The sequence below is a fragment of the Microbacterium sp. B24 genome (assembly GCF_000333415.1).
Classification (GTDB): Bacteria; Actinomycetota; Actinomycetes; order Actinomycetales; family Microbacteriaceae; genus Microbacterium.
Genome location: NZ_BADB01000131.1, coordinates 1 through 12875, shown reverse-complemented (window position 1 = coordinate 12875; position 12875 = coordinate 1). Strand labels below are relative to the sequence as shown.

General features: G+C 70.7%; 11 protein-coding genes. 6 read left to right on the top strand and 5 right to left on the bottom strand.

Annotated features, from left to right (window positions below; translation table 11 throughout):
- Both I5I_RS03015 and I5I_RS03010 read left to right on the top strand, forming a co-directional pair.
- Positions 1–868, top strand: an 868-nt coding sequence (locus I5I_RS03015; protein ID WP_036316329.1) for a threonine/serine exporter family protein, incomplete at its 5' end; no start/stop codon positions are given.
- Positions 869–904: 36 nt separating this feature from the next.
- A complete protein-coding gene (locus tag I5I_RS03010) occupies positions 905–2068 on the top strand; it encodes an AI-2E family transporter (RefSeq protein WP_036316325.1) in 1164 nt (387 codons plus the stop codon).
- Positions 2069–2077: 9 nt separating this feature from the next.
- Here I5I_RS03010 and I5I_RS03005 read toward each other — a convergent pair whose 3' ends face one another.
- The gene (locus tag I5I_RS03005; protein WP_051039454.1) at positions 2078–2746 is read right to left on the bottom strand and encodes a hypothetical protein; all 669 of its coding nucleotides are present in this window, start codon (positions 2744–2746) and stop codon (positions 2078–2080) included.
- 111 nt (positions 2747–2857) lie between these two features.
- On the opposite strand from I5I_RS03005, the gene I5I_RS03000 reads away from it, so the two are divergent.
- The 4 genes from I5I_RS03000 (at position 2858) to I5I_RS16685 (ending at position 7519) form a co-directional block, all read left to right on the top strand.
- Positions 2858–4084: a HupE/UreJ family protein gene (locus I5I_RS03000; RefSeq protein WP_036316322.1), complete on the top strand. Its 1227-nt coding sequence runs from the start codon at positions 2858–2860 to the stop codon at positions 4082–4084.
- Between the two features lie 162 nt (positions 4085–4246).
- The gene (locus tag I5I_RS02995; protein WP_036316320.1) at positions 4247–6232 is read left to right on the top strand and encodes a purple acid phosphatase family protein; all 1986 of its coding nucleotides are present in this window, start codon (positions 4247–4249) and stop codon (positions 6230–6232) included.
- Between the two features lie 121 nt (positions 6233–6353).
- Complete coding sequence (locus I5I_RS16690; protein ID WP_148285476.1) at positions 6354–6833, top strand: hypothetical protein; 480 nt, start codon at positions 6354–6356, stop codon at positions 6831–6833.
- On the top strand, positions 6779–7519 hold the full coding sequence (locus I5I_RS16685) for a hypothetical protein (protein WP_051039453.1): 741 nt from the start codon (positions 6779–6781) through the stop codon (positions 7517–7519). Before I5I_RS16690 ends, I5I_RS16685 begins: the two co-directional genes overlap by 55 nt.
- Positions 7520–7542: 23 nt before the next feature.
- Here the strand turns inward: I5I_RS16685 and I5I_RS02985 are convergent, their stop codons facing one another.
- The 4 genes from I5I_RS02985 to I5I_RS02970 form a co-directional block, all read right to left on the bottom strand.
- Positions 7543–7938 carry a hypothetical protein gene (locus I5I_RS02985; RefSeq protein ID WP_036316318.1) on the bottom strand — a complete coding sequence of 132 codons (396 nt, stop codon included), beginning with the start codon at positions 7936–7938 and terminating at the stop codon, positions 7543–7545.
- 64 nt (positions 7939–8002) lie between these two features.
- Entirely contained in the window at positions 8003–9013 is a 1011-nt protein-coding gene (gene ligD, locus I5I_RS02980) for a non-homologous end-joining DNA ligase (RefSeq protein WP_036316316.1), read from the bottom strand.
- Positions 9014–9198: 185 nt separating this feature from the next.
- Entirely contained in the window at positions 9199–10209 is a 1011-nt protein-coding gene (locus I5I_RS02975; RefSeq protein WP_036316315.1) for an SseB family protein, read from the bottom strand.
- A 128-nt stretch (positions 10210–10337) separates the two neighbouring features.
- A complete protein-coding gene (locus I5I_RS02970; RefSeq protein ID WP_036316313.1) occupies positions 10338–12761 on the bottom strand; it encodes an ATP-dependent helicase in 2424 nt (807 codons plus the stop codon).
- Between the last annotated feature and the right edge of the window lie 114 nt (positions 12762–12875).

Here is a 12875-nt window from a genome sequence, read left to right as displayed (position 1 = left end):
AGCTCGGACCCGGGGATCCTCTAGAGTCCACGGCGGGTGGCAGGAGTTCGTCGCCGTCGGGATCGCCGCCGCGGCCGGTCAGTGGGTGCGGATGCTCATCCATCGCCTCCGGACGAACGAGTTCCTGCTGGTGTTCGCCTCGGCGATGACGGCGCTGCTCGTCTACCTCGCCGCCGCGCAGGTGTTCGTCGCCTTCGGCGTGCCCGGCGGGCAGCACGACGCGGCACTGACCAGCGCCGTGCTCTACCTCGTTCCCGGCTTCCCGCTCGTGACCGGCGCCCTCGACCTCGCCCGCCTCGATCTGAACGCCGGCATCGCCCGGGTCACCTATGCCGTCCTGGTGCTGCTGGCGACGGGCACCGCCGTCTGGGGAGTCGCGACCGTCTTCGACGCGACGGTGACCCAGGTCGCCGCGCCCGAGTTCGCCGAGCCCCTCCTGTCGCTCGTCCGACTCGCCGCGGGCTTCGTCGGCGTGCTCGGCTTCGCCCTGCTGTTCGGCACGCCGTGGGCGATCGCGCTGACCGCATCGAGCCTGGGCGCCGTGGCGAACGTCGGGCGCCTGGCGCTCGTCGACGCCCACGTCAATCCCGCCGTCGCCGCCGCTGCCGCTGCCCTCGCCGTGGGCCTGGGCGCCTACCTGTTCGGCGATCGGCTGCGCGCCGCGCGCGTGACCCTGACCGTACCGGCCGTTCTCATCATGGTTCCGGGGGCGGCCGCGTACCGCTCGATCGCCGGTGTCATCGGCGGCGACACGGTGGCGGCGATCCAGAATGCGACGACCGCGCTGTTCGTCGTCGTGGCGCTCGCGATCGGCCTGACCGTGGCGCGCGTGCTCACCGAGCGGGAGTGGTCGCGTCCGGCCCGGTGACCGACGCGGAGGCGACGCGTCGTCTACGGTCGAGGCATGGGACTGTTCCGCGACCGCACCGTCCGCATCGACCAGCACGGCACGGACGGCGTCCACGTGCGCGCCGTGGGCAGACCGTGGAGCCTCTGGTCCGACGCCTTCGGCGCCCTCGCGATCCGGGCGGTGCAGATCATCGTGGTCGTGGCCCTCGCCGCGGGGATCATCTGGGGCATCCGCCAGCTGACCGTCGTGACGATCCCGCTCGTGATCGCGCTGATCCTGGCCTCGGCGTTCGCGCCGCTCATGGCCTGGCTGCGCGGGCGCGGCATCCCCTCCCTCGTGGCGACGCTGATCACCCTGTTCGCCATCGCCCTCGTGCTCACCGCGGTGGGCTGGCTGATCGTCTGGGCGGTGCGCGACCAGTGGGACGAGCTGGCGACGCAGGCACAGGGCGGTTTCACCGATCTGATGGCCTGGGCGGGCACCCTGCCCTTCCAGATCGATCACGCCCAGATCGACGAGTGGCTGAAAGCCCTCACCGATTTCGTGACGAGCGCGCAGTTCGGCAGCGGCGCTCTCGCCGGCGTCAGCGCCGTGGCCAACTTCATCACCGGCCTGGTGCTGATGATCGTGATGCTCTTCTTCTTCCTCAAGGACGGCCCGCAGATGTGGGCGTTCCTGCTGCGGCCGTTCCGCGGTGAGCCCTACGAGCGGGCCCTGCGCGTCGGCGACAAGACGGTGACGGTGCTCGGCTCGTACGTGCGCGGCACGGCGACCGTGGCCGCCGTGGATGCCGTCGGCATCCTGATCGGCCTGCTGATCCTGCAGGTGCCGCTGGCCCTGCCGCTGGCGGTGCTGGTGTTCCTGCTCGCGTTCATCCCGATCGTCGGGGCGACCCTCGCCGGCATCCTCGCCGCACTGGTCGCCCTCGTGGCCAACGGGTGGGTCGTGGCCCTGCTCGTGGTGGGCGTGGTCGTGCTCGTCAACCAGCTCGAGGGCAACCTGCTGCAGCCGGTGCTGATGGGACGCTCCATGCAGCTGCACGCCTTCGTCATCCTCATCGCCCTGACCGCCGGCACCGTGCTGGGCGGCATCGTCGGGGCCGTGCTCGCCGTGCCGATCACCGCGGTCGCGTGGGGGATCGTGCAGGTGTGGGACGGACCGCACACCCCGGCGAGGTGGGCCCGCCCGCACCGCCGCGAGGCGATCGCCAGCGTCTGAGGGACGGCGTCAGGGAATCCAGACGACGACGCCGTTCTGCCCGCTGAGCAGCGCGGCGACCCCGGCGGCGACGGCGTTGCTGCAGCGCTCGGGCGTGAAGCTCGCCGGATCGTGGTGGGCGGCCTGACCGAGATCCTCACCGCGGAAGCCGGCACCGGCCCAGTCGACGGCCAGCACGTTCTGGGTCGGCTCGGCCAGTTCGCCGCCCAAGACGAGAAACGGTTGGTCGAGGTGGCTCGCGGTGACGATCGCGAGGGGGTCCACGAGGGCGTCACCCGCCGACATGACGACATCGGCGTGCATGTCGATGGCCTGCGTGATCGCGGGAATCGGATCGTTCCCGGCCCGTACCTCGCGCAGGTCGGCGCCCACCTCACGCGCCCACGTGCGCACCGCGTGGGTCATCGTGACGGTCGCCGCCTCGTCGCCCATCGTGAGCAGGACCACGCGCAGTCCCGCCGTCGGGCGCGCCCCGACCCACGATCCCGGACTCGGGGTCATCGTCGCCGCCGGGGCCAGGGGGGTCGGCGGAAGGAAGCCGGCATCGGCGGCCGCGATCAGGCTGGGCGCGGGGTGTGGCGCGGTCCAGTCGGCAGCGCATCCGGCGAGGGACGCCGCAGCGATCACCGCCGCGGACACCGCGACGGCCACGGTGAGACGGGAACGGGCGACACGCACTCCTCCAGCATCGCGTCGCGGGTCCGCGGCGGCGGTACGCGGCGACCGTCGTTCCTCGAAGATTGACGCGCGAGTCAATCCCCGTTCACCGACGACGCGCACGCTCACGCCGTGACCCTTCACCGTCGTTCCCTCCGCGCCGTGCTCCTGCTCGCCGTCGCGATCGCCGCCCTCTCCCCCTTGGCCTCGGCATCCGCCGCCCTCGCGCACGGCTTCAGCTCGGTCGTGTTCGCCGACCTCTCCCGCGACGAGCAGGGACGAACCGTCGCGACCCTGCAGCTGGAGTACGACCTCCTCGTGGTCTCGGCAGCCGACACGCAGCACGACGACGCGTTCTTCCGTTCGGGCACCGCCGCCTTCGACGCCCGGGACGACACCGCGATGGCGCAGGCGGTCACGGATCATCGCGACACGGTCTCCCGCTACCTCGACGAGCGGTTCACGATCCGCACCAGCGGCGGCGATGCCGCCGGCTGCACGCTCAGCCCACTGGATGCCGTATCGATGACGGTGCAGGAGGGTGTTCCCTACGTCGTCATCCCCCGTACCCTCACCTGCCCGGCCGGAGAGGCGCACATCGTGCGCAGCACCCTGTTCGCCGACGAGGAGGGCTACGTCACGGGAACCAAGACGATCCTGACCTACGACATCGACCTGCACGAGGGCTCCGCCGCGCTCGACGCCTCCGCGCCCGAGTTCTCCACGGCGCAGAGCACCTGGGACCGGTTCGTGGAGTTCTTCCGTCTGGGCGCGGAGCATCTCCTGACCGGCATCGACCACATCCTGTTCCTCCTCGCCCTCATCGCCGGCTCGCGAAAGCTCCGCGAGATCGTCCTCGCGGCGACCGTGTTCACGCTCGCTCATTCGGTGACCTTCATCCTGGCCGCCACGAAGCTGGTGAGCCTTCCGAGCATCATCATCGAGCCGGCGATCGCCCTGTCGATCTCGGTCGTCGCGGCCTGGTACCTGTTCCGGTTGTGGCGCAAGGGCGAGGCAGCCACGGAGCTGACCCGCGACGCCGGTCCGCTCGGCCTCGACCGGGCGGGCTGGCTGCGCCTGCTCGTCGTATTCTGCTTCGGCCTGATCCACGGCCTCGGCTTCGCCTCCGCCCTCGGGATCGACGAGCCCTGGTCGTGGACGCTGCTGTGGTCGCTGCTCGTGTTCAACCTCGGCATCGAGGCCGTGCAGATCGGCCTGATCGCGATCGTGTTCCCCGTCTTGGTGCTGCTGCGCCGCCGCGCGCCCCGGGTCGCGATGTGGGCCAGCGGCGCACTCGCCGTAGCGGTGACCCTCGCCGGCCTCATCTGGTTCGTCCAGCGCGTGTTCGGCTGGGACTGATCCGGCTCTGGGTGAACCCTCAGAGTTTCGCCGGGACGTCACCGCTTCTGGGCGGGATGTTCACCGCCTTGTCACCGCGAAGGCGGATCGTTCAGGTGACGCCCTCCGCGGCGCCTGCGACCGGCCTTCGCCGCGCATCCCTCCTTCACGAACGGACAGACCATGCCGCACTCCGCCGAACCGCGAGCGCCCCGCCCTGCGCGCCGGACGATCGCCTGGATCACCGCCGCCACGCTGTGCGCGACGGCTTTCGCGGGAGTCGTCGCGACTCCCGCTCTCGCCGACACCCCGACCACGCTGACCGGCGTGATCCTGGGCGTCGGCGCCGACGAGACCCAGCGCATCGTGAGCTGGTACTCCTCCGCCGACACCGCCCAGGTCGTCCAGGTCGCGCCCACCGCCGCGCTCGTGGGTGACGCCTTCCCGGCATCCGCCGTCACCTTCGCCGCCACGGGTACCGCCAACATCGCCACCAGCGGCGGCTTCAACCGGCACGCGACGATCACGGGACTGCAGGAGAACACGCAGTACTCCTACCGTGTCGGCTCCGAGGGCGCCTGGTCGACCACGACGACGTTCCAGACGCACTCCTTCGAGGGCGACTTCGACTTCCTGTTCTACGGCGACCCGCAGATCGGCTCGTCGGGCGACGTCGCGAAGGACACCGCCGGCTGGGTGGACACCGTCAACGTCTCGCTGCAGTCCAACCCGAACGCCGAGCTGCTCGTCTCGGGCGGCGACCAGGTCGACAAGGCCAACACCGAGGCACAGTGGGACGGCTTCCTCGCGCCCGCGCAGCTGCGCAGATACCCCTGGGTCGCGACGATCGGCAACCACGACGTGGGCGGCAAGGCCTACGAGCAGCACTTCTTCACGCCCAACACCGACCGCTCCGGTCAGTACTACGTCAACGGCGACCCGACGTCCAACTCGTCGGGCGGCGACTACTGGTTCATCCACAAGGACGTGCTGTTCATCGACCTCAACTCGAACAGCTACAAGACCTCCACGGGAGGCGGCGGCGACGCGGCGCACATCCAGTACGTGACCGACGTCATCAACGCGCACGGCGCCCAGGCCAAGTACACGGTGCTCGTCTACCACCACGCCATCTACTCCCCCGCCGACCACGCGCAGGATGAGGACAACAAGACGCGCCGCGTCGACTTCCCGACCACGTTCTCCAAGCTCGGCGTCGACCTCGTGCTCCAGGGTCACGACCACAGCTACTCGCGCTCGTACGAGATCAAGAACGGCGAGAAGGCCAAGGCCGACGAGAAGCCCGGCCAGAACGAGGTCTTCGAAGGTCCCGGCGGCGTCGTCTACGTCACGGCGAACTCGGCATCCGGCTCGAAGTACTACGACCTCACCACGCCCGTCGCCGGCGACGCCACCTCTGGCCGGGGCAACGGCGCCGACCCGCTGAACCCGTCGAACTACTGGTACAACTCGGTGCAGAACCAGGAGCACGTGCGCACCTTCGTCAAGGTGCAGGTGCAGAAGGACGCCCTCGTCGTGCAGAACGTGCGCTCCGGCACGTGCGACGCGCCGAACGCCGCCGTCGAGCTGCGCAAGGTCGTCTGGTGCGGCCCCGCCAACGGCACCGAGGCGGCGCTGCCGGTCGGCTCCGTGCAGGACGAGGTGACCATCCACCCCACCCACGGCGACGGCCAGGACATCCAGGTCGACGTGCCCGACGCCGCTCCCGGTGAGTTCGGCTGGACCATCAACGGCCACAACGGCCTCGTCGACCTCGGCACGGCCACCGAGAAGAACAACAGCTACTTCGAGGCGACCGGTCAGATCAACCCGATCACGGTGACCGACACCCGCCGCGCCGTGGCCCCCTGGTCGATCGCAGCGAAGGTCGGCGACTTCACCGACGGCAGCAAGTCGTTCTCCGGAAAGTACCTCGGCTGGACCCCGAAGATCGTCGCCGCCGGCGGCGGCGCGGTCGCGGGTGCGCCGGTCGGCTCGGGCTACGACGGCGGCACCGGCCTGTCCGACTCGCGGGCGCTGGGCTCGGCGGCCCAGGGCCACGACCGCGGCACCGCCGTGCTCGGCTCCGACCTGGATCTGAAGATCCCGGTCGAGGTCGACAAGGGCAGCTACCGCGGCACCCTCACCCTCACCGCGATCAGCAACTGATGATCACCGACAACTGAACAGCTCGTCCCGCGACCCGGGACGCGTCGACCCACCCGGTCGGCGCGTCCCGGGACGCACCCCTTTCGCGCCTCACCCGTCTCCCGTCCTCCGAAGGAATCCGATGCTCCGTTCTCTCCGACTCCGTCGCGGCTCCGCGCTGACCGCCGTGGCCCTCGCCGCGGTGGCGCTGCTGTGGCCCCTCGCGCTTCCCGCGGCATCCGCCCACGCCGCCGCCGACGACGCCGGAAGCGCGGACGACGTGACGTGGTCGGTGCGCACGGAGTCGAACGGATTCGGCGCGGAGCGCACGTCCTACACGTATGCGGTGGACCCGGGTCAGAGCGTCAGCGATGCCCTCGTGATCGCCAACCACGGCGCCGCCGCGCTGCAGCTGGCGGTGTACCCCGCCGACGGCTACACCGGAGCGGGGGGGACAGCTCGACCTGCTGACGGCCCGCGGAGAGCTCCACCGGCATCGGCGCCTGGACGCACGGGGCGGCGGCCACCGTCACCGTCGCGCCGAAAGAATCCACGACGGGTCCCTTCGTGGTGTCCGTTCCCACGACGGCGACCCCCGGCGACTACGTCGGGGGCATCGTGACCTCGCTGGACTCCTCGGCCGACCAGGGCATCTCGGTCGACCGCCGCCTCGGCATCCGCATCGGCCTGCGCGTCTCGGGCGCACTCGCACCCTCGCTCGCGATCGAGAACCCGCAGGTGACCTGGGGTGGCACGTGGTCGCTCGGCACGGGCGCCGCCACGCTCAGCTACACGCTGCACAACACCGGCAACACGACGATGGGCGCGCAGCAGAGCGCGACGATCGCAGGGCCCTTCGGCTGGTTTCCCACCGATGCCGGCGACGTCGCCCCCGAGGTGCAGATCCTTCCCGGTGAGACGCGCGACGTGCAGATCACAGTGCCCGGTGTCGCCGGCATGCTCGCCCTGATCGGCTCGGCGACGATCACCCCCATCGTGGTCGACGCGTCGGGATCCACCACGGGGCTCACCCCGGTCACGACGCAGGCGATCGGCTTCGCCGTGCCGTGGCTGCTGCTGATCATCGCGATGATCGCGATCGCGCTCGTCGCGGCCGCGCTGTGGTGGCGGCGTCGCGCGGGCGCGGTGCGCCGCCGGCGTGAGGACGAGCGGGTCGCCCGCGCCGTCGCCGACGCCCTCGCGAGCGCCCAGCCGGCCCCCGCACCCGACGACACGGCCGGCGACGTGGTCGTCGGCGCGACGCCGAGCACGACCACGCTGCGCACGGTCTCCGACGAGCGCGCCTGAGGCGGGAGCGCGTCGTACGCGCTTCAGTCGCGCGCGGCGCGGCGGCGAAGAAGAGCGCCGCCGCCGATCAGCGCGGCAGCGGCGGCGGCGAACACGAGCGCTCCGGCGAGCTGGTCGCCCGTCGGCGCGAGCCGGCCATCGGGCGCACGCCCGTCGACGGCGCCGTCGTCCGGGCCGCCCGCAACGGTGGAGGGGGTGGGCGCAGGCGTCGCAGGCCCGCGCTCATGCGGCGGAACGACGACGGCGATCACCATCTGCGCGTTCGACGGCGACGTGCCCGACGAGTCGTCGTCCGCGCGCGCGATGTCGATAGGGCCGAGGCCTGCGGCAACGACGAGGCACGCACCGACGACGACGCGTGCGATCATCCTCGTTCGCATGCCGGCGCTCTCCTGTCCCGCCACCCGAACGGCGATCACGGGTGACGCTAGCCGTCGCCGGTGACGGAGGGGATGCCGCCGAGCGACCGGTCGGTGAACCCGATCAGTCCTTCTTTGCGCGACTGGGCTGGACGCGCGGCGGCTCGCCCGGCATCTTGGGAAACTCGGGCGGAAATGGCAGCTCGCCCAGACCCGCTTCGAGGTCGCGCTGCCACCACTCGAGCAGCAGATCGATGCGTCCGGGGTTCTCCTGCAGTCCCTCCCAGGGATCCCCGACCGCCGCGAGCCGCTGCGGCACGGTCCGGACGGTGAACGCGGCCGGATCCACGCCTTCGGCCAGCTCCGCCCAGGTGATGGGCGTCGCGACCGTCGCCGACGGCAGAGCGCGCGGGCTGTAGGCGCCGGCCATCGTGCGATCGCGGTTGGCCTGGTTGAAGTCGACGAAGATGCGCCGACCGCGCTCCTCCTTCCACCAGTCGACCGTCACGGTATCCGGCAGCCGTCGTGCGAGCTCTCGTCCCGCCGCGATCACGGCATGGCGGACGTCGAGGAACTCGTGCGTCGGCTCGATGGGGCAGAACACGTGGATGCCGCGATTGCCGCTGGTCTTCAGCCACGGTTCGAGCCCGGCCTCGCGCAACACGTCGCGCAGCACCGGAGCGACGGCGGCGGCATCCGCGAAATCGGTGCCGGGCTGCGGGTCGAGGTCGATGCGCAGTTCGACGGGATTGTCGGTGTCGGCGGCGAGCGAGGCCCACGGGTGGAACACGACGGTGTTCATCTGCACTGCCCAGACGATGGCCGCGGCCTCGTCGAGCACCACCTGAGGGTGACGGCGCCCGCTGTTGTAGGTGCACATCACCTCGTGGACGTAGTCGGGGGCACCGCGTGGCGGGTTCTTGGAGAAGAAGCGCTCGCCGTCGACGGTGTCGGGGAAGCGCTCGAGCGAGACGGGGCGGTGGCCGTTGGCCCGCAGGAACGGCTCGGACACGGCGATCACGTACTCGGCGAGCTCCTGCTTCGTGATGCCGAGCTCCGGCCAGATCACGCGGTGCGGGCTGGAGAGCGAGACGTCCCGCCCGTCGACGTCGAGGGTGATGCGCTCCGAGGCCATGCCCCGACCCTACGGGCCGGGCGCCGGTCGCGACAGGGGGCGATCCCGCGCTCGCGCGGGTCGCCACAGATTCGGTGGCCGGCAACGGATGCGGACCGGATGCCGCGCGGCATCCGAATCCGCTGCATTCATCCGAATCTGCGGGGCCTGCGGCGCGTGTCCGTCCGCGAGTATCAGTCCGCGCGTCAGCCGGCGAGCGCCATGACACCGGCCAGCGCGTCGCGGTCGAGCTCGATCCAGGGGCCGCCCGGGTCGACGACGACGCCGGTGAGGCCGGGCTCGGATGCCAGGGCGCGGCCGAGCTGCTCGGGCTGCACCGGCAGGGGGCTGTCGCCACGGCCGAGAGCCACGACCTCCAACGGGTGCGAGAACACCTCCATGCGGCGCTGACCGTCGGGGGTGCGCGCCTCGGCGAGGCCCATGCGCCCCTCGGCGTCGCTGTTGCCGGCCACCCAGACGGGAAGGCGCGAGAGGGCGTCGGCGACGCGTGCGGCCGTGCTCTCATCGCGCGGCGCCGACAGCAGCGTCTTGATCTCGAACGTGGGCTCGCTCTCCTCGACGGCGCGGGCGATGAGCTCCTTGGGCAGGATGACGCGGGCGCCGGCGGTGGCGTGATCGAGGTAGATGCCGTCGTATCCCCCGGCCACCGCGTTGCGCAGCACCTCGATGGCGGGCTGCCCGATGACCGAGGTGGCCGCCCCGCCTTCGGAGTCGACGCTGGCCTGCAGTGCGGCGCCGCCGCTGAAGGCGAGGAGGAAGCGCTTTCCCTCCACGGAGGCGATCGCGAGGTTGATCTGCTGGCCCGCAGCGATCAGCGCCTGGACGTCGCCCTGCGCCCGCAGGAACAGCTGCCCCTGCAGCGCCTGGCGCATCACGTTCATGATCTCTGTGTTCTGCGGCTCCGCCGACAGGCCCGCCAAGGCGCCTTGCAGCAGCGCGTTGTCGACCAGACCGGGCACGATCTCGCGCGGAGCCGGTGCGGTCGCCGCGGGGCGCGTCGGCGCTGCGGGCGCCGGAGCCGTCGGGTCGGCGCCGAAGGTGGAGACCGAGATGCCGACCTGCGGCACCCCCTCGGCCGCAACGGATGCCGCTTCGGCGGATTCGTCCGTCTCCACAACGGTGTCGACGGACTCGACCTCGGATGCCGGGGCGCCGTCACCCTTGTCGGAACGGTCGCGACGCGAGAAGAGTGCCATGGGTCCGAGCCTAGCTGGGACCGCCACCGGCCCGCGGCGGGGCGGCATCCGCCTCGCGCGCTCCCTTCCGTCTCGCGCTACCGAAACACGCATCGCGCGTGCCGGATTCGACAGCGCGAACCGCCGGACTACAGCTTCTCGATCGGGGCGATCTTGATGAGCAGCTTCTTCTGCCCGGCGCGGTCGAAGCGCACGTGGGCCACGCGCTTGGCGCCTTCGCCCGTCACCTGATCGACGCGGCCTTCTCCGAAGTCCTCGTGGCGGATGCGATCGCCGGGAACCAGCTCCATGTCGCCGTTGTCGCGCACCTTCGCGGGGATGCGGTTGGCGAACTTCGCGAGGTCACCCGCGGGCTTTTCCCGCCGCGGCAGGGGAACGAGCTCGTCGCCGTAACGCGAGCCGCCCGATGCGCCCCCACCGCCGAAGCCGCCAGGCCTCCGTCCGTTCAGTGCTCGCGATCCTCCCTGACCACGCGCGTTGATGTCTCCCGGCGACTGGCGCCAGTCGATGAGCTCGTGGGGGATCTCCTGCAGGAAGCGTGAGGGCATCGCGACCGAGACCTCACCGAACTGGGCGCGGGTCATGGCGAGCGAGAGGTGCAGGCGCTTGCGGGCGCGCGTGAGCGCGACGTAGAACAGGCGGCGTTCCTCTTGCGGGCCGCCCGGCTCTCCCGCGGAGATGCGATGCGGGATGAGGTCCTCTTCGACACCGGTGACGAACACGGCGTCGTACTCGAGGCCCTTCGCGGTGTGCATCGTCATCAGCGATACCGAGCCCGAGGCGTCGGCGAGGTCATCGGCATCCGAGACGAGGGCCACCTCCGCGAGGAAGTCGAGGATCGTGCCGTCGGGGTTGTTGCGGGCGAACTCGCGGGTGACGGCCACGAGCTCGTCGAGGTTCTCGACGCGCGCCTCGTCCTGCGGGTCTTTCGACATGCGCAGGGCGTCGAGATAGCCGCTCTTGTTGAGGAGCAGGGTGAGGCCTTCGGCGACCGAGGTCGACGGCGGTGCCTCGCCCGAGGGGGGCAGCATGATGGCCGTCGCCTCGACGAGCACGGCGTCGAGCTGGGCGATCGCGGCCTGGATCTTGGGGCCGACTCCCAGCGCCGACGCGTTGGCGAGCGCATCGCGGAAGGTGATGTCCTGGTCGGCGGCGTAACGGGCGATCGAGGTCTCCGTGACGTCGCCGATGCCGCGGCGGGGCTTGTTCAGGATGCGGCGGACGCTCAGCTCGTCGGCGGGATTCGCGACGGCGATGAGGTAGGCCATCGCGTCCTTGATCTCTGCGCGCTCGTAGAACTTCGTGCCGCCCATGATCTTGTACGGCACGGCGGCGCGGATGAAGATCTCCTCCAGCGCGCGGGACTGCGAGTTGGTGCGGTAGAACACGGCCATCTCGCCGTACGGCAGACCGGCGCGGTGGAGCGCCTCGACCTCGTCGGCGACGAACTGGGCCTCGTCGTGCTGCGAATACCCGGTGAAGCCGACGATCTTGTCTCCGGCGCCGACGTCGGTCCAGAGCTTCTTGTCCTTGCGGTCGAAGTTGTTGCTGATGACGGCATTGGCCGCGGTCAGGATGTTCTGCGTCGAGCGGTAGTTCTGCTCGAGCAGCACGACCTTGGCGCCGGGGTAGTCGCGCTCGAACTCGGTGATGTTGCGGATGTCCGCGCCGCGGAAGGCGTAGATCGACTGGTCGGAGTCGCCGACGACGGTCAGCGACGCGCCGTCGGTCTCGTCGAGCAGGGCACCGACGTCTTCGATGGGCCGCGTGAGTTCGTGGATCAGCGCGTACTGGGCGTGGTTGGTGTCCTGGTACTCGTCGACGAGGATGTGGCGGAAGCGTCGGCGGTAGGTGTCGGCGACGTGCGGGAACGCACGGAAGAGGTAGACGGTCTGCGCGATGAGGTCGTCGAAGTCGAACGCATTGGCGCGCTGAAGCGAACGCTGATAGTCGGCGAAGATCTCTGCGAACAGGCGCTCGGCGGGGTCGCTCATGTTGGCCGTGCGCGCGAACGACTCGGCATCCGCGAGCTCGTTCTTCAGCTTCGAGATGCGCCCCTGGACGGATGCCGGGGTCAACCCGAACGCGTCGGCCTCGTACTGCTTGACGAGTCGCTTGATGAGGGCGCGCGAGTCGCCGGAATCGTAGATCGTGAAGCTCTTGGTGAAGCCGAACTGGTCGGCCTCACGGCGCAGGATGCGCACGCACGCCGAGTGGAAGGTCGAGATCCACATGCCCTGCGCGGTGTCGCCGATGAGCTGCTGCACGCGTTCGCGCATCTCGCCGGCGGCCTTGTTGGTGAAGGTGATCGCGAGGATCTGACTCGGCCACGCCTCGCGTGCGCGCAGCAGCGATGCGATGCGGCGCGTGAGCACGCTCGTCTTTCCCGAACCCGCACCGGCGACGATGAGCAGGGCCTGCCCGCGATAGGTGACGGCCTCGCGCTGCTGCGGGTTGAGACCGGCCAGCAGGTCTTCGTCGAGCCGGCCTCCCGCGCCGCGCGCGGCATCCGTGGGCATGCCGACGATGACGGGCTTGATCGGGTCGCTCATAACCCGTCAAGTCTAGGTCGCGGCTCTGACACCGCATGCGGGATGCCGCGGCGACCGTCTCAGAGCAGGCGCCGCTGCGAAGCCCAGGGCGTCAGCTCGTGGCGCGACGAGAGC

Coding starts and splice junctions, on each gene's coding strand:
- I5I_RS16690 (WP_148285476.1), top strand. CDS start 6,354: ATGCTCCGTTCTCTCCGACTCCGTCGCGGCTCCGCGCTGACCGCCGTG.
- I5I_RS03010 (WP_036316325.1), top strand. CDS start 905: ATGGGACTGTTCCGCGACCGCACCGTCCGCATCGACCAGCACGGCACG.
- I5I_RS02975 (WP_036316315.1), bottom strand. CDS start 10,209: ATGGCACTCTTCTCGCGTCGCGACCGTTCCGACAAGGGTGACGGCGCC.
- I5I_RS02970 (WP_036316313.1), bottom strand. CDS start 12,761: ATGAGCGACCCGATCAAGCCCGTCATCGTCGGCATGCCCACGGATGCC.
- I5I_RS02995 (WP_036316320.1), top strand. CDS start 4,247: ATGCCGCACTCCGCCGAACCGCGAGCGCCCCGCCCTGCGCGCCGGACG.
- ligD (WP_036316316.1), bottom strand. CDS start 9,013: ATGGCCTCGGAGCGCATCACCCTCGACGTCGACGGGCGGGACGTCTCG.